The organism is Pseudomonas sp. FP1762 (assembly GCF_030687105.1).
Taxonomy (GTDB): domain Bacteria; phylum Pseudomonadota; class Gammaproteobacteria; order Pseudomonadales; family Pseudomonadaceae; genus Aquipseudomonas; species Aquipseudomonas siliginis.
The window spans coordinates 3,831,990-3,851,202 of the sequence record NZ_CP117458.1; the positions used below are offsets into that span (position 1 = coordinate 3,831,990).

The window sequence follows — 19,213 nt, forward strand, 5'->3', positions numbered from 1 at the left end:
CGGGTTTATTCCACGGCGCGGTATTTATTTTTGCGCACGGGGAATAACCTGCGCTGACGGGCGTCTTCCTAGTCCACAGCGTAGCGACCAGCAGACATTCATGAGCGAATTCGACGAACAGTTGAGAGAAATCATTCCCAGATTGCGCCGCTTCGCCGTGTCGTTGACGCGCAACAGCAGCAGCGCTGACGATCTGGTCCAGGCCAGCCTCGAGCGGGCACTCTCGGCGTGGGGCGAAAAACGCGCTGATGGCGACGTGCGCGCCTGGCTGTTCGCGATCCTCTATCGGCAATTTCTCGATGCGCACCGTCGTTCGCGGCGCTATGCGCGGATGCTGGAATTTTTCACCGGTCGCGACGATGCCGAGCCGTCTGTGGAACGCACGGTGATTGCCCAGTCGACCCTGCAAGCCTTCGAACGCCTGCCGACCGAACAGCGCGCTTTGCTGCTGATGGTCTCGGTGGAAGGCCTGTCCTATAAAGAGGTCGCCGAGATCCTCGGCGCCCCGATCGGCACCGTGATGTCGCGCCTGTCCCGCGCCCGCCAGGCCTTGCGCCAACTCAGCGACGGCGAAATCAGCAGCCCTTCCTTGCGGATACTCAAATGATCAGCCTGCCTCCCAGCGAACGTGATTTGCACGCCTATGTCGACCACCAGCTCAGCGACGCCGATCGGCGCGTGCTCGAGACCTGGCTGGCCAGTCACCCTGAAGAAGCGGCGCAGGTGCGCGCCTGGCAACGCGACGCCCAGCAGCTGCGCGCAGCGCTGAGTGGCGCGTTGCAGCAACCGGCCAATCCGGCGCTTGACCCGATGATGATTCGCCAGCGCCGCCGCCAGCAGTCCCGTCGGCACCTGGCCAGCGCGGCGGTGCTGCTGATTGCCGTGAGCATTGGCGGTTTCAGTGGCTGGCAGGCACGGGAAATGACCCTGGCGCGCCCTGCGCAATTGCCGATGACTGACGCGTTGCAAGCCTATCGCCTGATCGCCCAGCAAGGCGTACTGCCCGCCGATTACAAGGTCGACAGCGACGGCGACATGCAGCGTTGGCTCGACCGCTACTTCAGCGGTGCCGGGCGCTTGCCGGACTTGAAAGCTGCCGGATTCGAGCCGGTCAGCGGGCGTTTGCTCAGCACCGATGAAGGCGCGGCGGCGATGGTGATGTATGAGGATGGCAGCGGTCACAAGGTCAGTTTCTACCTGCGTCCACCGGGGCCGAAAAACACCCTGCTGCCGCGCGGTTCGCGCAGCGATGGCGATCTGCAGGCCGATTACTGGTCAGGGCCGGGCTACAACTATGCGGTGGTCAGCCCGACCGACTCGCCGGCAGCAGAGTTGCTCAAGCAATCGCCGCCGTTCTGAAATCCGCCCCTTGTAGGAGCTGACGAGTGCAACGAGGCTGCGATCTGTTCGCGGCAACCCAGGATCAAAAGATCGCAGCCTCGTTGCACTCGTCAGCTCCTACAGGGGACCGTGCACATATTTCATGGAGCCAGCCCCTGAGCTCTGGTTACACTTGGGCCACCGCGCTCCCGGTGGAGCCCGCCCGATCAACCAGGAGCCTTTCCCGCGTGCCCGCCCGAACGCCGAAACGATCACGACTGAGCCAACGCTGGCCGTTGTTGCGCCGCCTGTTCGGCAAAAGCCTGCCCGTCAGCGCCGGGCACGATGCTCATGCCGCGACCATCCGCGATTACTTCCGCGACAAGGCCAAAAGCCAGGGCTACACCCTCAGCCACAGCCAGCAGCACGTCATCGACTGCATGGCGCAGCAGGCCAGCGTACTGCTGGGCGACAGCGGCCACACGCCGCCGAGTCTGTACCTGTACGGAGCCGTCGGGCGCGGCAAGAGCTGGTTGCTCGACGGTTTTTTCCAGGCACTGCCGATCCCGCGCAAACGTCGCCTGCACTTCCATCAGTTTTTTGCCCGGCTGCACGACGGCATGTTCCGTCACCGCCAGGAGGAAGACGCGCTGGAAATCACCCTGGATGAGTTGCTGGAAGATTGCCAGGTGCTGTGTTTCGACGAATTTCATGTGCACGACATCGGCGACGCGATGCTGATCACGCGTTTGTTCAAGGCCCTGTTCAAACGGCGGATCATGTTGCTGGTAACCTCCAACTACGCGCCGGAAGGCCTGCTGCCCAACCCGCTGTATCACGCACGCTTCAAACCGGTGATCGAGCTGATCAACACGCGCATGCAGGTGATGGAAGTCGGCGGCGACCACGACTACCGCACGCTGAACCGCCAGCATTCGCATCAAGTGTTTACCCAAGGGCATTACGTCTGGCCGGCTACAACAGCGCAGCGCCAGGCTCTGGACCTGCCACCGGCCGACGCGCCTGCCCTTGCCCTCGAAGTTGGCAAGCGCCAGCTTCAGGCCCGTTTCTGCCAAGGCCGGCGAGTCGCGTTCACCTTCAACGACCTGTGTGAACAGCCAACGGCAGTGATGGATTATCTGCAACTGTGCCAGCGTTTCGACCAGTGGATCATCGATGACCTGCCGCCGCTCGGCGAGTGTCCGATCGCCGTGCAACAGCGCTTCATCAATTTGATCGACGTGCTCTACGATCAGGACAAGCACCTGACCCTGCTCGGCCAACTGCCGCTGGGCCAGAGCCTGGAAGGTCACGCCATCGACCTGGCGCGCACGCGCAGCCGGTTGGGGCAATTGCAGGAAATCCACGCTCCCAACTGACACCCTACCCTGTGGGAGCGAGCCCTGTGCTCGCGAAAGCGGTATGTCAGTCAGAGTTCATTTAACTGATACGCCGCTTTCGCGAGCAGGCTCGCTCCCACAAGGTCCCGGGACAACTCAAAATCCGTTCAGCATCCGCTTTACCGCTATCATGTCGCCCATTCCCGCGCCCCCGCGTCGCTCCACCGATCAATAGCGAAACCAGACATGCACACCCTTGCTCAACTGCGCGCCGGCGAGCTGTCAGGCATTACCCGCCTCGACCTGTCCTGCGGGCTGCCCGAATTCCCCCGCGAAATATTCCAACTGGCCGACACGCTGGAAGTGCTCAACCTCAGCGGCAACGCGCTGAGCAGCCTGCCCGATGACCTGCATCGCCTGACCCGCCTGCGCGTGCTGTTCTGCTCCGACAACCAGTTCACCGAGCTGCCGGCGTGCCTCGGCCAGTGCACCGCGCTGACCATGGTCGGCTTCAAGGCCAACCGCATCGTCAATGTCCCTGGTGACGCTCTGCCGCCGCAGCTGCGCTGGCTGATCCTCACCGATAACCGCATCGAGAGCCTGCCGAAGGAACTGGGCGAACGCCGCGCTTTGCAGAAGCTCATGCTCGCCGGCAATTGCCTGCGCTCGCTGCCAGACTCCCTGCGTCACTGCCATCGGCTGGAATTGCTGCGCATCGCCGCCAACCAGCTCAACGAGCTGCCGCAATGGCTGCTGACCTTGCCGAGCCTGACCTGGCTGGCCTACGCCGGCAATCCGCTGGAGACCGAAGCCGATGCCGCTGCCCTTGAGGCCACGCCGCTGATCGACTGGTCGACGCTGCGCATGGAACAGCAACTGGGCGAAGGCGCTTCCGGGGTGATTTCCCGGGCGGTCTGGCAGTGCGACGATGGCACGGCGCAGGCGGTTGCGGTGAAGCTGTACAAAGGCGAGATGACCAGCGACGGCTCGCCGTTGCATGAGATGAACGCCTGCATCACCGCCGGCCTGCACCCGAACCTGATCCGCGTCGAAGGGCGCATCAGCGGCCACCCCGATCAGCAGCAGGGGCTGGTGATGCAACTGATTGATCCGAGCTTCGGCAATCTCGCCGGTTTGCCGAGCCTGGCCTCGTGCTCGCGGGATGTTTATGCCGAGGACTGCCGGTTCACGACGGAGGTTGCCCTGCGCGTCGCCCAAGGCATCGCCTCAGCGGCCGAGCACCTGCACCACCAAGGCATTACCCACGGCGATCTCTATGGCCACAACATTCTGTTGAACGATCGCGGCGATTGTCTGCTCGGGGATTTCGGCGCGGCGTCGTTTCATGCAACCCGCGATGATGTGCAGACGCGCGCATTGCAGCGCCTGGAAGTACGTGCGTTCGGTGTGTTGTTGGGGGAATTGCTGGAGCGTGTCGACTCAGGATTGAGTACGGAGCGGCGCGCGCACCTGGAGGCGCTGGAACGACGTTGCTGTCAGGCGGATGTGCTGGGGCGGCCGGGGTTCAGTGAAGTCATCGAGATGCTGGAGAATCTGTGACCGCTGCGCGGTCATTCGCGAGCAGGCTCGCTCCCACATTGGAATGCATTGCAAATGTGGGAGCCAGCCTGCTCGCGAAGAGGTCATTCCTGGCGCGACGGATCAGCCAGCCAGACCAACAAACATGTCCTGCACGTCATCATGGTTGTCGAGGCCTTCGAGGAACGCTTCGACTTCAGCCATCTGCTCGTCGCTCAAGCCGCTGACCGGGTTCTTCGGCTGGTAGCCGAGCTTGGCCGAGAGCACGGTGAAGCCTTGTTCCGGCAGGGCTTTCTGCACAGCGTCGAGGTCGGTCGGGTCGGTGAGGAACAGCGTCGCGCCCTCTTCGCCCGGCTCGAAATCCTGGGCACCGGCTTCGATCGCAGCCATTTCCGGATCGGCTTCCGGGCTGTCCGGCGCGGCTTCGATCATGCCGACGTGGTTGAACATCCACGCCACCGAACCCGAAGCGCCCAACTGGCCCTTGCGGAACGCCACACGAATTTCCGCGACGGTGCGGTTGATGTTGTCGGTGACGCATTCGACGATCAGCGGCACCTGATGCGGCGCGAAGCCTTCGTAGGTCACGCGATGGTATTGCACGGTTTCACCCAGCAGACCGGCGCCTTTCTTGATCGCGCGATCGAGGGTTTCTTTTGGCATCGAGGCTTTTTTCGCCTGTTCGACCACCAGACGCAGGTGTGCGTTGGTGGCGGTATCGGCACCGTTGCGCGCAGCAATGGTGATTTCCTTCACCAGTTTGCCGAAGATCTTCCCTTTGGCGTTGGCTGCCGCTTCTTTGTGTTTAACCTTCCACTGTGCGCCCATTACTCACTCTCTTGATCTGTGGCGCCGAGACATCTATTGGCCGACGCGTGGCGGCAAGTTTATACGGCCTAAAGTCGGCAATCGACCAAAAAAACAGCCGACGGAATCGACATCTTCACCAAAGCATGTAGGGGGATTCTGAAAAGCGCCTTTGACATGACCATTCAGCCCGACGGTTTCGTACCCTTGAAACCCCGTATCGCCTGACAGGGCCTGCTCGAATGCTCAATGACAAGGAAAGTCCCTTCACCCTTACGCTGACCGACAGCGGATTGCGCCTGCCGGTGGTGCGTTTTCGCGGCGAGGAAGCGCTGAACCAGCCTTACCGTTTCGACATCGAACTGCTCGGACTGGCCCCGGCCATCGTCCCGGGATCCTTCCTGCACAGGCCAGCCTTTTTGCGGCTCAGTGAGCAGCACGGATTCCACGGCGTCATTTCCAGCGCCAGCTGCGAACATCGCGGGACGCATCGGGTCGGCTATCGACTGATTCTGGTGCCGCATCTGCAACAACTGGCGCAAACGCATAAGCGCCGCGTGTTTACTCACCTGAGTGTGCCGCAGATCATTCAACAACTGCTCGAAGAACATGCCCTGCCAGCGCACAGCTACCGCATTGAAATGAGCGTCGGTCACTACCCGGCAAGGGCGTTTTGCATTCAGTACGAAGAAAGCGATCTGGCACTGGCGCAGCGGCTATGCGAAGAAGAAGGCATCCACTATCACTTCGAACATGGGCCGGACGGACACGTCGTGGTGTTCGCTGACGACAGCCTGAGCCTGCCGCAGGAACCGGTTGAAATCCCTTTCAATGCTGATGAGCAACCACCGTCGCCCTGCGTCAGCGCGCTCTATCAACAGCATCGCGCGGCGCCTGTACCGATGCTGCATGCGGTGCGCAATCGCGGTCAGCCAACCGGCAATGCCGAAGCCGCCAACGAGGTCTCGACCGAGTTGCCGATGCCCGCGCGATCGCCGGAACGTCTGCACGCCGAACAACGCAGTCGACGTCATCTGCAACGCCAACGCTGCCAGTTGCGCTCCATTCACGGGCGCAGTGATTGCAGCGATTTGCTCAGTGGCCGACTGCTGCTTGTGGCCGACCACCCGATTCATCATTTCAACGAACAATGGCTGATCAGCGCGGTGCGCCACCACGGGCAGCACCCTTCGATCCTTGATCCGGCGCCAAGCGTTCAGCGTTATCACAACGACTTCACTGCGCAGCCCTGGTCGACCGACTTCCGTCCGCCACTCAAACAAGCTCGCCCGAATATTGCCGGTTATCACTTGGCGAAAGTGGCGGGTGCGCCTGGGCAACCTGCGCAAGTGGACGAAAACGGCTGCCTCGCTGTAAGCCTGTGGCCGTCTGCGGATAAATCCGCCAGCGACGCCCTGTGGCTGCCGATCGCCATGAGCCGGCTCAGCGGCCCTGTCGCGGTCGATCAATTACCGCGCGCCGGCAGTGAAGTGTGGGTGAGTTTCCTCGACAGCGATCCGGACCGACCGATCCTGTGCCTCAGCCACGCACGCCAGCCGCCGGAGCGCGAATCAGAGCCCGTGCGCGACAGCCTGTTGCTCGACTGGCTGAGCCACCGCGCCGAGCATTGATCGGCGCCTCAGCCTTTGTCCGCCTTGCCCGCCGCCGCCGCGAACTTGGCCAGGCGCACGTCCAGATGCCGAGGCCGACGCCCGTGATCTTCGGCGCGCTCCTTGCGGCGGATGGCGTTGCGCACCATCAACGAGCCGAGGTAGCGGATGGGCTCCGGCGGGAAATAACCCAGCGGCCCGTTGACCAGCGGCGAGCGGGTCCACGGGTTATCCAGGCCCTGCACCAGCGCGGCGAGAATCTGCCCGCCCATGTGACACGGGCCGACGCCGCTGCCCGAATAACCGAAGCCGTAAAACACATTGCCCGCACCGCTCATCTGGCCGAAGAACGGCAAACCGGTCACCGAACGATCCGACGGGCCGTTCCACGTCGCGTCGATTTTGACCTCGGCGAACGCCGGGAAAAAATCCGCAAGACTGCGCTTGAGCAAGCCGGCATAAGGCGACGGCTGATCGAACACCGGCAGCATCCGCCCGCCATAGGCGAAGGTGTTGCCGCCCTTGCCGAGCATGATCCGGCCGTCCGGGGTGTTGTGGTAGTAATGCACGAAAATCCGCGAATCGAGGACGATGACGCCGCTGGTCAAACCGATTTGCTGCAACAGGTCCGGGCGCGGTTCGGTGATCAGCATGTCACTGGAAACGATCGCCACACTGCGCTCGAACTGAGGAAACGCGCGGGCCATCCACGCATTCATCGCCAGCACCACCCGGTCGGCGATGACCTTCCCGCCGGGCGTGTGGATGCGTGCCGGGCGGCCCTCTTCCAGCCCGGTCATCGCCGTGCCTTCATGGATTTTCACGCCCAATTGCAGCGCCACCCGGCGCAGGCCGCGCACCAGTTTGCCCGGTTGCACGCTGGCAGCCGCCGGGGAAAACCAGCCCTCCAGGTGTTTTGCTGAACCAGCCATGCGCTGCACATCGGCGAGCGGTCGCTGGCTGAACGAGTTGATGCCGTTACGCTCCAGCGCCGCGATCACCGCGTCAGTTGCGCCGACCTGAGCGCGATTGGTCGCGGTGTACAGCGTGCCGTCGAGGCGGTAATCGGCATCGACGCCGTACTGCTCGCAGAACTCGCCGATCGCATGGATGCTGCGCTCCGATTCCCTGACCAGACGCACCGCTTCTTCGACGCCGAACAAGCGCTCCAGGGTGAAATACTTGGCCGACCATGACAGTGCGCAACCACCATTACGGCCACTGGCGCCGGCACCGCAGATGTCAGCTTCGATCAGCAGCACCTCCAGCTCCGGGTTTTGCTGCTTGAGCATGATCGCCGTCCACAATCCGGTGTAACCACCGCCAACAATGCACACATCCGTGCGCACCTCGCCTTGCAGCGGTGGACACTGTTCGGATGGGTCGGCCTGCAAGGCTTGCTCGAGCCAGAACGGTCGCATGGGAAATCTCCAGTCAGAAAGCCACGACGCAGCCTGCCGCGCACCGCGCAGCAGGCCACGGGGCGAAGGGTTTCAGGAACGCAGCGGTTTGACGCTCAGCGGGCAGTTGGGGATCGCCGCGCGCGGCTCCATCACGCCGACCGGCCGACTGTTCCAGTGCGGAATCAGCACCAGCGCCGAGAACAGCGCGCATCCGGCGAAGACGATAAACACCGTCACCGAGTCGAAGTAGCCCGGCAGCAAACCGCCGAGCACTGCGCCAACGGAGCCGCAGCCGTTGACGAAACCGGCGGCGGTGGCACCGGCCTTGGCCTTGCCGAAATCGATGGCGGCCGCACCGCTGATCATCGAGTCCGGGCCGTACAACGTCAGGCCCATGACGAACAGCAACGCGACGACCAACAACACGCTGCCGGTGTTCAGCGCAGCCATGAACAGCGCCAGCGTTACGGTCAGCGCCAACAGACTCAGCACGCAGGCCGGCATGCGTCGGGCGCCGAAGAGTTTGTCCGAGGCCAGGCCGATCATGATCGGCCCGAGCAATCCGGCCAGTTCAAACGCGGTTGGAATGATCGCCGCGCCGACCTTGCCGACACTGGGCATCTGCTCGAAAACAATCACCGGGCCCCACAACAGAATCGCGTAGCGCGCCGGTTTCAGCAGGAAATACGCCAGGCCCAGCACCAGCACCGTGCGGTTGCGCAGGATTTCCTTTAACGGCTCCCACACGCTGAGTTTGCTGTTGGCTGCGGTTTCCTCGGCGGTCAGTTCCGGCTCGGGCTCCACCGCCGGCAAGCCGACGTCTTCCGGTTTGTTGCGCTGGAAGATAAAGAGCAGCACGGCCACCACCGCGACCACCGCCGCGCTGGAAATGAATGCCGCGTGCCAGGTGCCGACCAGCGTGTAGGCCCACCAGCCGGCGAACGGCGAGGCGACCAGACCACCAAACGCGTAACAGGAACTCCACAAGCCGAGCACGCGCCCGCGCTGCTCTGACGGGAAGAAGCTGCCAAGGTTTTTACACAGCCCCGACCAGCCAGTGGACTGCGCCAGACCTTGAATCAACATGCACGTGGCGAAGATCGGCAATGTAGCGAAACTGCCCATCACCAGCGCCGCAGCGGCGGATATCAGCAAACCGCCAAGCACTACGACTCGCGGGCCAAAGCGATCGGCGAGCATGCCCCAGGTGAACTGTCCGAGGGCATACGCCGCCAGATAGATCGCGTCGAGGTTGGCCATGGCCATTTTGTCGAGGGTGAAATCAGGGTCTTCGGCGATGCCCAGTTTGGCTACCGAAAATGCTTTGCGGGTGAAGTAGAAGGCGGCGTACGCGAGCCAGGTAATAGCGAAGATCTGCACGCGCCAACGCGCCAGGGTGCCGATGTGCTTGTTCATGGTGGTTCTGACCTCAGGGTGTGAGTGTGCCGGCAGAATCGATTAAGAAAAACGCCTGTGTTTTTTATTGTTGAGCACTGCGATACCGCCCCTTCCCTTCGGCGATAACGGTCAGATGAGTCTGCTGTTGCACGCACAGGCTCATGGGCCGGCGCCGCTGCTCGACCGAGCAGTCAGCGATGGCGTGAGCCGACCAAAGCAATTACTGTTTAATAAATAAAATCGATTTATCGTATTTCACAAATAAGCCGAGCTTGTTACTGGAGCCACCATGTCTGTCTCTCACGCCCAACTCAAAGCGTTCCACGCGGTGGCCGTCCATGGCAGCTTCACCCGCGCCGCCGAGCGGCTTTATCTGACGCAACCGGCGATTTCCGACCAGGTGCGCAAACTCGAAGAACGCTTCGGCGTGCTGCTGTTTCACCGCAATAAACGTTCCGTACGCCTGACCGATCTCGGCGAGCGCCTGCTGGCGATCACCCAGCGCCTGTTCGTGATCGAAGCCGAAGCGCAGGAATTGCTGCAAGAATCCCAGGCCCTGCAGACCGGCAGCCTGATTCTCGCGGTGGACGCGCCGATCCACGTGTTGCCGCAGATCGCACGGTTCTGCGAGCGCTACCCGGGCATCAGCGTGAAAATCGAGACCGGCAATACCGATGAATCGCTGTTTCGCCTGTTCAACTATCAGGCCGATCTGGCGCTGCTCGGCCGCGACGTAACCGATGAACGCTTGCTGTGTGTGCCGTTGCGCAACGATCCGATGGTGGCGTTCGTTTCGCGCAATCATCCGTGGGCCGAGCGCGAATCGATCTGTCTGGCCGATCTGGATGACACGCCACTGGTGCTGCGAGAGATCGGTTCGGTGACCCGGCAGACCCTGGAAGAGGAAATGGCCCGCGCAGGTTTGCGCATCCGCCCGGCGATTCAGGTTGAAGGTCGGGAAGCGGCGCGCGAAGCCGTGGTGGTGGGGATCGGGGTTGGTGTGGTTTCAGCGGCGGAGTTCGGCGCCGACTCACGGGTCTGCGCGTTGCCGATCACCGATTGCACGAGGCGCCTGACCGAAACCCTGGTGTGCTTGCGCGAACAGAGTTCGCGGCGGGTGGTGGCGACGTTTCTTGATATGGTTCGCGAGAGCCTTGTGTAAACAGTATTGGCCCCTTCGCGAGCAGGCTCGCTCCCACATGGGACCGCGCTCTGTAGTGTGGGAGCGAGCCTGCTCGCGAAAAAGTCGCCTCGGTTTTCAGTCTGGCGCCAGATCAAAAAACGCCTGAATCAAGCGCAACTCGCGCCGGCGCTCCATGCAGCCAATCATGTGCCGGTTCATCAGCCCTTCCCCGGCAATCGGGATCGCCACCACGCGCGGGTCATGACTGACCTCCACCGATGACACCACACCGATACCCAACTCGGCCGCGACCGCTTCGGTCACCGCCTCGCGACTGTCCAGCTCCAGCAACACCCGCGGCTGAATCGAGGCCTGCATACACGCCTGGTCAAACGTGCGCCGGGTAATCGAACTTGGCTCGCGCAGAACCATGATCACTTGGTCCAGCTCCTTGAGTTTCACTTCCCCGGAGCGATTCGCCCAGCGATGCCCCGCCGGCACCAGCGCGCAGATCCGCGATTCGCTCAGCGCTTGCAGATGCAGGCCCTTGCGCGGCTCGACCTCGGTCAGCACCGCGACATCGGCGTGTTCCGACAACAGCGCCGCCAGGGTTTCCTGCGCGTTGCCCAGACGCAGGTTGACGGTGATCCCCGGATAGCGTGCGCGCAGGCTCGCCAGCATCGGCATGACCATGTGCGGCCCATCCGCCGCCACCTCCAGACGCCCGGTCAACAATTGCCGATTGGCCTCGAGCAGCGTCTGCGCTTCTTCAGCCAGGCCGAACATGGCGCGGGTGATCGCCGCCAGTTTGGTGCCCTCCTCGGTCAGTTCCACCCGTCGCGCCGTGCGCCGCAGCAAGGTGATCTGGTAGTGCTCTTCCAGCGCCTTGATGTGTCCGGTGACCGCCGGCTGGCTGATGAACAACCGCGCAGCCGCGCGGGTGAAGCTGCCTTCGCGGGCCACGGCATCGAAGGCGCGCAGCTGAAACAGATTCATGGATAACCCTCACTGATGGCTGGCATAACAACAAACAATTTGATTGATGAAGCGGCGAATTGCAACGTAGGCCCCGTAGCTTCATCCCACAGCGTTTTCGCGAGGACACCCGAATGAGTACCGCCGCACCGATTCTGCTCACTCCCGGCCCGTTGACCACTTCGGCCCGCACCCGTCAGGCCATGATGGTCGACTGGGGTTCGTGGGATGACCGCTTCAACCAGCTGACCGCCAGCCTGTGCGAGCAATTGCTGGCCATCCTCAACGGCGCCGCCAGCCACCATTGCGTACCGTTACAGGGCAGCGGCACGTTCGCTGTCGAAGCGGCGATCGGCACGTTGGTACCGCGTGATGGCAAAATCCTCGTGCTGATCAACGGCGCTTACGGCAAGCGCCTGGCGAAGATCTGCGAAGTGCTCGGCCGCTCGTTCAGCACCTTCGAAACCGCCGAAGACGAGCCGACCACCGCCGCCGACGTCGACCGCTTGCTGCGCGCCGACGCTGACATCACCCACGTGGCGCTGATCCACTGCGAAACCAGCACCGGCATTCTCAATCCGCTGACAGAAATCGCCGAGGTCGTCGCGCAACACGGCAAACGTCTGATCATCGACGCCATGAGCTCATTCGGCGCGTTGCCGGTGGATGCGCAAAAAGTACCGTTCGACGCGCTGATCGCCGCCTCCGGCAAATGCCTGGAAGGTGTACCGGGGATGGGTTTTGTCTTCGCCCGCAAGGAATCGCTGGCCGCATCTGCCGGTAACTCGCACTCGCTGGCGATGGACCTGTACGACCAGCACGCCTACATGATGAAAACCGGGCAATGGCGCTTCACCCCGCCCACCCATGTGGTCGCGGCGCTGCACGAAGCGTTGCTGCAATACCGCGAAGAAGGCGGTCTGCCGGCGCGGCATGCGCGTTATGCCGCCAACTGTCAGGCGCTGATGGAAGAGATGAACGAGCTCGGCTTGCGCAGCTTCCTGCCGGCGGCGATTCAGGCGCCGATCATCGCCACTTTCCATGCCCCGCAGGATCCGCGCTACCAGTTCAAGGACTTCTATGAGCGGGTCAAGGCCAAGGGTTACATCCTCTACCCCGGCAAACTGACCCAGGTCGAAACTTTCCGCGTCGGCTGCATCGGCCACGTCACCCCGGACGAAATGCGCCAGGCCGTAGCAGCAGTAGGTGAAGTGCTGCGCGAGATGGAAGTGCTCGATATCTGAGCCTCACCAAAAATCCCCTGTGGGAGCGAGCCTGCTCGCGAAAGCGTCGTCCCAGGCGACACATACGCTGATGTCAGACCGCTTTCGCGAGCAGGCTCGCTCCCACATTTTGATCTCATTTTCAAATCAGGAATTGATTACCATGAACTACACCAATCCAAGCAAGCTGCAAGCCGCGATCCTCGACTGGGCCGGTACCGTGGTCGATTTCGGCTCGTTCGCGCCGACGCAGATCTTCGTCGAAGCCTTCGCCGAGTTCGATGTGCAGGTGTCGATTGAAGAGGCCCGTGGGCCGATGGGCATGGGCAAGTGGGATCACATCCGCACCCTCTGTGATCAGCCGCAAGTGGCGGAGCGTTATCGCAAGGTATTCGGTCGCACGCCGACCGACGATGACGTCACCGCTATCTACAACCGCTTCATGCCGTTGCAGATCGAGAAAATCGCCGAGCACTCGGCACTGATTCCCGGCGCGCTGGACGCCATCGCCCAACTGCGCGCACAAGGCATCAAGATCGGTTCCTGCTCCGGTTACCCGAAAGCGGTCATGGACAAAGTCGTCGAACTCGCCGCCAGCAACGGCTACGTCGCCGACCACGTGGTCGCCACCGACGAAGTGCCAAACGGTCGTCCATGGCCGGCGCAAGCGTTGGCCAACGTGATCGCTCTGGGCATCGACGATGTTGCAGCGTGCGTGAAGATCGACGACACCGTGCCGGGCATTCTCGAAGGTCGCCGGGCCGGCATGTGGACGGTTGCGCTGATTTGCTCGGGCAACGCGCTGGGTCTGGATTATGAGGGTTTCCGCGCGCTGGGCAGCGATGAACTGGCCAGCGAGCGCCAGCGCATCCACGCGCTGTTCGCAAGTTCGCGGCCGCATTACATGATCGACACCATCAGCGATCTGCCGGAAGTGATCGCCGACATCAACAAGCGTCTGGCCAACGGTGAGATGCCGCAAAACGCCTGAGGCCGATAACCGGAACACCGCTGATCCATGACAATCAGCGGTGTTTTTTTGCACTGTCTTAAATAAATATATTGCCCGGTTATTACTTACTCTGAAACAAGGTTGCCCTCTGCGTCGTACGCACTACCATCGGGATGTTTAACGCTTCCGTCAGGCAATTGTTCAGTACCATCTTCCCAGACAATACGGCCATCCGGATATTCAACGGTATTATCAGACCATACGATTCGCCCGTCCGGATACTCTACCCGGCCGTCGTCATATTGAATGATGCCGTCGGGACGCTTGATCGAAGTCTTATCAACGTCAACCACGCTACCGTCAGGCAGTGTGGTCGAACCATCGACATTGACGGTCGCACCGAGTGTTTGAATCAGCGTAATCAAGGCCACCGGATCGATGTTGATGTTAAGGGTCGGCCATGGCATTGGCGGACGCTTGGTATCGACCGGCGCTACTGGTGCGGTCGGCGCAACTGGTTTGGTTGGGGCTACCGGTTTGGTTGGCGCCACTGGTTTGGTCGGTGCTACTGGCTTGGTTGGCGCCACTGGCTTGGTCGGCGCTACCGGTTTGGTTGGTGCCACTGGCTTGGTCGGCGCTACCGGTTTGGTTGGTGCTACTGGCTTGGTTGGCGCTACCGGCTTGGTCGGCGCTACCGGTTTGGTTGGTGCTACTGGCTTGGTTGGTGCCACTGGTTTGGTCGGTGCTACGGGTTTGGTCGGTGCTACGGGTTTGGTTGGCGCCACTGGCTTTGGTGTAGTGGTAGTGGGGCGAGGCTTGGAGATCGGACTTTTCATATTCACACTCAAATTTACAAATATAATTATGATCTTTAATAACAAACTAAAGAGCCGAACCAACAATAATCACGCACAACAAACTATTCAAACCAAAAGAACCTACAAGATATAAGCAACATAGAGTTACGCCCACAGTTCAACGCACACCAACAACTTTAAATAAGCAGAAATAATAAACCGTACAAATAAGACTTTTGTGTGTTGCAAATATCATTACGCCGAAACGCTGGCATGTACTGATCGCGTCCATCGGCTATGTCATTGCAAATCCGCGTCGCCCCTGCAAGCCCCCCGTGTGGATAAAGATCAGACGCGTGCCGATGGCAAATTCGCCTGCTTCGACATGCTGCTTGAGCGCCAGCAAGGCCTTGCCGGTGTACAGCGGCTCCAAAGGGATGCCGCTGGTTTGCTCGGTCTGATCGATGAAGGTCAGCAACGCCTCGTCAACTTTGGCGAAACCACCACGGCTGGCGTCGATCAGTTGATAGCCCGCCGCATGCTCGGTGGCGGGCGCGAGGATCGACTCGATGTTCGGCGCTACGCCGTGATCATCCGGCACTGCCAGAGCGCCGTACACCACGCGCTTGCCTTTCTCGGCGAGCGCCAGCCCGGCCAGTGTCGTGCCGGTGCCACAGGCCAGCCACCAGGCGTCGAAATCATCCCAGCCCAGCTTGGCCAATTGCTCTTCGGCTTGCTGCCTGATCGCTGCGCAACCCAGTGCGCCGGCCACGCCACCACCGCCCTCGGGCACTGCATGCAGCGTCGGATATTGCGCGTGCCACGGTACCCAGAATCCCGCTTCGTGCCGCGCGCGATAGCCGGCGTAACCCAGCCAATGCAACTGCATGCCGAACGCTTGCAGATCTCGCACTGTCGGCGTGTCCTGCGGGTGCCCGCGCAGCAGTCCCATGGTTTTGAAACCCAGCCGTTTGCCCGCCGCCGCCAGCGCATGCAGGTGATTGGAATGCGCACCGCCGAGGCTGATGATGCCCTCGGCGCCGGCACGCTCGGCGGCTTTGAGGTGTTCGACGAGTTTGAACCACTTGTTGCCGCTGATCAGCGGGTCGATGCGGTCCAGGCGCAGGATCGCAACCTCGATGCCGGCAGCTGCAAGCCAGTCCAGATGGAGCGGTTCGAGAGGGGCCGGGGGTAGCCAGTTGGGGGGAGGCAAAAGCATGGGCACTGCACAATCTGGAAAAGACCACATACTAGTAGGAGCTGCCGCAGGCTGCGATCTTTTGATCTTGCTTTTGAAATCAGGATCAACAGATCGCAGCCTTCGGCAGCTCCTACAGAATGTGTTTACAACTCAGCCGCCAGCCGCGAACCTTGATTGATCGCCCGCTTGGCGTCCAGCTCCGCCGCCACATCCGCGCCGCCGATCAAGTGCACGTTCTGCCCGGCTTCAACCAGACCGTCGTGCAATTCACGCAACGGATCCTGCCCCGCGCAGATCACGATGTTGTCCACTGCCAGCAGTTGCGGCTCGCCGGATTCGCCGATGCGAATGTGCAAGCCTTGGTCATCGATGCTCAGGTATTCGACGCTGTTGAGCATCTGCACCTGTTTGTTCTTCAGACCGGTGCGATGAATCCAGCCGGTGGTTTTGCCCAGACCGTCGCCGACCTTGGTTTTCTTGCGCTGCAACAGGAACACCTCACGGGCCGGCGCATGCGGTGCCGCTTTGATTCCCGCCACACCACCACGGGCCTCCAGTTGCGTGTCGATGCCCCACTCTTTCCAGAACGCCGCGCGATCAAGACTGGTGGCCACGCCTTGATGAACGAGGAATTCGGAGACATCGAAACCGATCCCGCCAGCACCGATTACCGCGACACGCTTGCCGACCGGTTTGCGCTCGAGGATCACGTCCAGATAACTCAGCACCTTGGCATTCTCGACGCCCGGAATCGCCGGCACGCGCGGGGCGATACCGGTGGCGAGAATGATTTCGTCGTAGCCGCCTTCAACCAACTTGGCCACGTCGACGCGGGTGTTCAGGCATACCTCGACATTCGTCGTTTGCAGTTTGCGGTTGAAGTAGCGCAGGGTTTCGAAAAACTCTTCCTTGCCCGGCACGCGCTTGGCAATGTTGAACTGGCCACCGATCTCACTGGCCGAATCGAACAACGTCACCTGATGACCGCGCTCGGCGGCCACGGTGGCGGCAGACAAGCCGGCAGGGCCGGCACCGACCACGGCGATTTTCTTGATCTGCTGCACCGGCAGGTAATTGAGTTCGGTTTCGTGGCAGGCGCGCGGGTTGACCAGGCAACTGGTGAGCTTGCCGCCAAAGGTGTGGTCGAGGCACGCCTGGTTGCAGCCGATGCAGGTGTTGATTTCGTCGGCGCGGCCTTCGGCGGCTTTGTTGACGAAGTCCGGATCGGCGAGGAATGGTCGGGCCATGGAGACCATGTCGGCATCGCCCTCGGCAAGAATCTGCTCGGCAATTTCCGGGGTATTGATGCGGTTGGTGGTGATCAGCGGGATGCTCACCGAGCCGCGCAACTTGGCCGTGACCTTGCTGAACGCTGCACGCGGAACCTTGGTGGCGATGGTCGGAATCCGCGCTTCGTGCCAGCCGATACCAGTGTTGATGATGGTCGCACCGGCCTGCTCGATGGCTTTGGCCAGCATGACGATTTCATCCCAGGTGCTGCCACCTTCGACCAGATCGAGCATCGACAGGCGGAAGATGATGATGAAATTCGGCCCGACCGCTTCGCGCACACGACGGACAATTTCTACCGGCAGGCGCATGCGGTTTTCGTAGCTGCCACCCCAGCGGTCGGTGCGGTGGTTGGTGTGCGCGGCGAGGAACTGGTTAATGAAGTAACCTTCCGAGCCCATGATCTCGACGCCGTCGTATTCGGCGGTTTGCGCCAATACCGAGCAGGTGACGAAATCACTGATCTGCTTTTCGATGCCCTCTTCGTCCAGCTCTTTGGGCTTGAACGGGTTGATCGGCGCCTGAATCGCGCTCGGTGCTACCTGTTTCGGGCTGTAGGCATAACGCCCGGCGTGGAGGATCTGCATGCAGATCTTGCCACCCGCCTCGTGCACCGCGCGAGTGACGATGCGGTGCTTGAGCGCCTCTTCCTCGGTAGTGAGCTTGGCCGCGCCGGAATACACCCCGCCCTCGTCATTCGGGCCGATGCCGCCGGTGACCATCAGGCCGACACCGCCACGGGCACGTTCGGCGAAGTACGCCGCCATGCGCTCGAAGCCACCCGGCTTTTCTTCAAGGCCAGTGTGCATCGAGCCCATCAGGGTACGGTTGCGCAGCGTGGTGAATCCCAGGTCCAGCGGGGCCAGCAGATGCGGGTAATGAGCGGCGGTCATCGGTAACTCCACAACGAGCGATCACGGAAAAGTTGCGGGAGCTCTGCGTCCCCCGTCAGTCATGTTCGACAGACTAAGAGTCGCACCGCTGTCACTCAATGACCGTAACTGACAAGTTATTGATCCAAATGCGCAGCGCCCCTTGGCAACCCGGGCCATGGGCCCTACCCTAGTCGGCACATCCTGTACCCGGTTGTTGTTGGTTTTCATGCGCAAACTTCTGTATCTGTTTTTCTCCATGGCCCTCGTTGCCGCCCTGACCACCTACGCCATGTGGGCGGCAGACCGGCCGGCGGGACATTACCTGTCGGACCTGCGCATCAAGCTCGCCGTCAATCAGGGCACGCCCGGCGATCGTGGCAATCTGCTCGGCATCCAGCCCGAACTGTTCCCCACCGATTACCAAAGCTCCGCACGCCTGCACCGCAAACTCGCGGCGTATCTGCAGCAGGCCCGTGATCAAGGCTTGCTCAACGAAAAAACCGTGGTGGTGTTGCCCGAGCACGTCGGCACCTGGTTGATGATCAGCGGCGAGAAAGACGAGTTGTATCAGGCGCCAACGCTGGCGGAGGCAATGAACTGGCTGGCGGCGAGCAATCCACTGCTGTTTGCCCGAGCGTGGCTGCGGGCCAAGGGCGAGCAACGCCTGGATGACGCTTATCTGCGGATGAAAGCGAAGGCCATGGCCAAGGATTACCAAGCGCTGTTCGGCGGTCTGGCCAAGGAGTTCCAGGTCACCCTGGTGGCAGGCTCCATCGTGCTGCCGGAGCCAAGCATCCGCGACGGCCGGCTCAAGCCCGGCAGCGGCGCCCTGTTCAACAGCAGCGTGGTGTTTGGTCGCGACGGCGTACCGTTGGGCCAGCCGCAGCGGCAGATGCATCCGATCTTTGATCAGCAAGGTGTGATTAAGGCCGAAGACAAACACGCCATACAGGTCGTCGATACCCCGGCCGGACGCCTGGGCATCCTGATCGGCAGTGACAGCTGGTACCCCGGCAACTACCGCACCCTCGATGAGCAAGGCGCGCAACTGGTGGCCGTGCCGGCGCAGGTTATTGGCCAAGGCGCCTGGGACAAGCCATGGCGTGGCTACAAGGGTTCGAGCACGCCGGGCTCGGTCAGCCTCAAGCCCGGCGACCTCAGTGAAGGTCAGGCCTGGCACCGACTGACCCTCACCGCACAACCACCGAGCAGCCGCGCGATTGCCGGCGTCAGTGTGTTCATGCGCGGGCAGTTCTGGGACAAGTCGAGTACCGGCACAAGCTTCCTCAGCAGCAACGGCCAGCAGTTCGCCGATGGCGAGGCCCGTGGTGCGCGCTTGCTGAACGTCTGGCTGTAAACC

Annotated in this window: 17 protein-coding genes; 10 read left to right on the plus strand and 7 right to left on the minus strand. The window is 61.7% G+C overall.

Going from position 1 to position 19,213, the window contains the following annotated elements; genetic code table 11:
- Window positions 1-100: 100 nt before the first annotated feature.
- From PSH90_RS16945 to PSH90_RS16960, 4 genes are all read left to right on the plus strand, one after another.
- On the plus strand, window positions 101-607 hold the full coding sequence (locus tag PSH90_RS16945; RefSeq protein WP_056788806.1) for an RNA polymerase sigma factor: 507 nt from the start codon (window positions 101-103) through the stop codon (window positions 605-607).
- Window positions 604-1,359, plus strand: coding sequence for an anti-sigma factor (locus tag PSH90_RS16950; RefSeq protein ID WP_110600761.1), 756 nt, complete (start codon window positions 604-606; stop codon window positions 1,357-1,359). Before PSH90_RS16945 ends, PSH90_RS16950 begins: the two co-directional genes overlap by 4 nt.
- Before the next feature lie 209 nt (window positions 1,360-1,568).
- Window positions 1,569-2,699, plus strand: a complete 1,131-nt coding sequence (zapE, locus tag PSH90_RS16955; RefSeq protein WP_305381112.1) for a cell division protein ZapE — start codon at window positions 1,569-1,571, stop codon at window positions 2,697-2,699.
- A 207-nt stretch (window positions 2,700-2,906) separates the two neighbouring features.
- Window positions 2,907-4,220 (plus strand): leucine-rich repeat-containing protein kinase family protein, encoded by a 1,314-nt coding sequence (locus PSH90_RS16960; RefSeq protein ID WP_252882300.1) that lies wholly within the window; start codon window positions 2,907-2,909, stop codon window positions 4,218-4,220.
- Between the two features lie 102 nt (window positions 4,221-4,322).
- Here the strand turns inward: PSH90_RS16960 and PSH90_RS16965 are convergent, their stop codons facing one another.
- Window positions 4,323-5,027 (minus strand): YebC/PmpR family DNA-binding transcriptional regulator, encoded by a 705-nt coding sequence (locus PSH90_RS16965; protein ID WP_252882301.1) that lies wholly within the window; start codon window positions 5,025-5,027, stop codon window positions 4,323-4,325.
- 221 nt (window positions 5,028-5,248) lie between these two features.
- On the opposite strand from PSH90_RS16965, the gene PSH90_RS16970 reads away from it, so the two are divergent.
- Complete coding sequence (locus PSH90_RS16970; protein WP_305381114.1) at window positions 5,249-6,637, plus strand: type VI secretion system Vgr family protein; 1,389 nt, start codon at window positions 5,249-5,251, stop codon at window positions 6,635-6,637.
- Window positions 6,638-6,645: 8 nt separating this feature from the next.
- Here the strand turns inward: PSH90_RS16970 and PSH90_RS16975 are convergent, their stop codons facing one another.
- The gene (locus tag PSH90_RS16975) at window positions 6,646-8,037 is read right to left on the minus strand and encodes an FAD-dependent oxidoreductase (RefSeq protein WP_305381115.1); all 1,392 of its coding nucleotides are present in this window, start codon (window positions 8,035-8,037) and stop codon (window positions 6,646-6,648) included.
- A gap of 72 nt (window positions 8,038-8,109) precedes the next feature.
- Window positions 8,110-9,435, minus strand: coding sequence for an MFS transporter (locus PSH90_RS16980; RefSeq protein WP_305381117.1), 1,326 nt, complete (start codon window positions 9,433-9,435; stop codon window positions 8,110-8,112).
- Between the two features lie 271 nt (window positions 9,436-9,706).
- On the opposite strand from PSH90_RS16980, the gene PSH90_RS16985 reads away from it, so the two are divergent.
- Window positions 9,707-10,579 (plus strand): LysR family transcriptional regulator, encoded by an 873-nt coding sequence (locus PSH90_RS16985; RefSeq protein ID WP_122612111.1) that lies wholly within the window; start codon window positions 9,707-9,709, stop codon window positions 10,577-10,579.
- Between the two features lie 96 nt (window positions 10,580-10,675).
- On the opposite strand, the gene PSH90_RS16990 is transcribed toward PSH90_RS16985, so the two are convergent.
- A complete protein-coding gene (locus PSH90_RS16990; RefSeq protein WP_305381118.1) occupies window positions 10,676-11,536 on the minus strand; it encodes a LysR substrate-binding domain-containing protein in 861 nt (286 codons plus the stop codon).
- A 113-nt stretch (window positions 11,537-11,649) separates the two neighbouring features.
- On the opposite strand from PSH90_RS16990, the gene PSH90_RS16995 reads away from it, so the two are divergent.
- Both PSH90_RS16995 and phnX read left to right on the plus strand, forming a co-directional pair.
- Window positions 11,650-12,759 carry a 2-aminoethylphosphonate--pyruvate transaminase gene (locus tag PSH90_RS16995; RefSeq protein WP_305381120.1) on the plus strand — a complete coding sequence of 370 codons (1,110 nt, stop codon included), beginning with the start codon at window positions 11,650-11,652 and terminating at the stop codon, window positions 12,757-12,759.
- 142 nt (window positions 12,760-12,901) lie between these two features.
- Window positions 12,902-13,729: a phosphonoacetaldehyde hydrolase gene (gene phnX / locus PSH90_RS17000; RefSeq protein WP_095182103.1), complete on the plus strand. Its 828-nt coding sequence runs from the start codon at window positions 12,902-12,904 to the stop codon at window positions 13,727-13,729.
- A gap of 86 nt (window positions 13,730-13,815) precedes the next feature.
- On the opposite strand, the gene PSH90_RS17005 is transcribed toward phnX, so the two are convergent.
- On the minus strand, window positions 13,816-14,157 hold the full coding sequence (locus PSH90_RS17005) for a hypothetical protein (protein ID WP_143498023.1): 342 nt from the start codon (window positions 14,155-14,157) through the stop codon (window positions 13,816-13,818).
- Here PSH90_RS17005 and PSH90_RS17010 point away from each other — a divergent pair.
- Window positions 14,135-14,641 carry a collagen-like protein gene (locus PSH90_RS17010; RefSeq protein ID WP_082530311.1) on the plus strand — a complete coding sequence of 169 codons (507 nt, stop codon included), beginning with the start codon at window positions 14,135-14,137 and terminating at the stop codon, window positions 14,639-14,641. The genes PSH90_RS17005 and PSH90_RS17010 overlap by 23 nt on opposite strands.
- A 141-nt stretch (window positions 14,642-14,782) precedes the next feature.
- Here PSH90_RS17010 and PSH90_RS17015 read toward each other — a convergent pair whose 3' ends face one another.
- The gene (locus PSH90_RS17015; protein ID WP_305381122.1) at window positions 14,783-15,706 is read right to left on the minus strand and encodes a 1-aminocyclopropane-1-carboxylate deaminase/D-cysteine desulfhydrase; all 924 of its coding nucleotides are present in this window, start codon (window positions 15,704-15,706) and stop codon (window positions 14,783-14,785) included.
- 125 nt (window positions 15,707-15,831) lie between these two features.
- On the minus strand, window positions 15,832-17,871 hold the full coding sequence (locus PSH90_RS17020) for an NADPH-dependent 2,4-dienoyl-CoA reductase (RefSeq protein WP_150634907.1): 2,040 nt from the start codon (window positions 17,869-17,871) through the stop codon (window positions 15,832-15,834).
- A gap of 208 nt (window positions 17,872-18,079) precedes the next feature.
- Here PSH90_RS17020 and PSH90_RS17025 point away from each other — a divergent pair, with 208 nt between their 5' ends.
- Window positions 18,080-19,210: a nitrilase-related carbon-nitrogen hydrolase gene (locus PSH90_RS17025; RefSeq protein ID WP_252882308.1), complete on the plus strand. Its 1,131-nt coding sequence runs from the start codon at window positions 18,080-18,082 to the stop codon at window positions 19,208-19,210.
- Window positions 19,211-19,213: the final 3 nt, after the last annotated feature.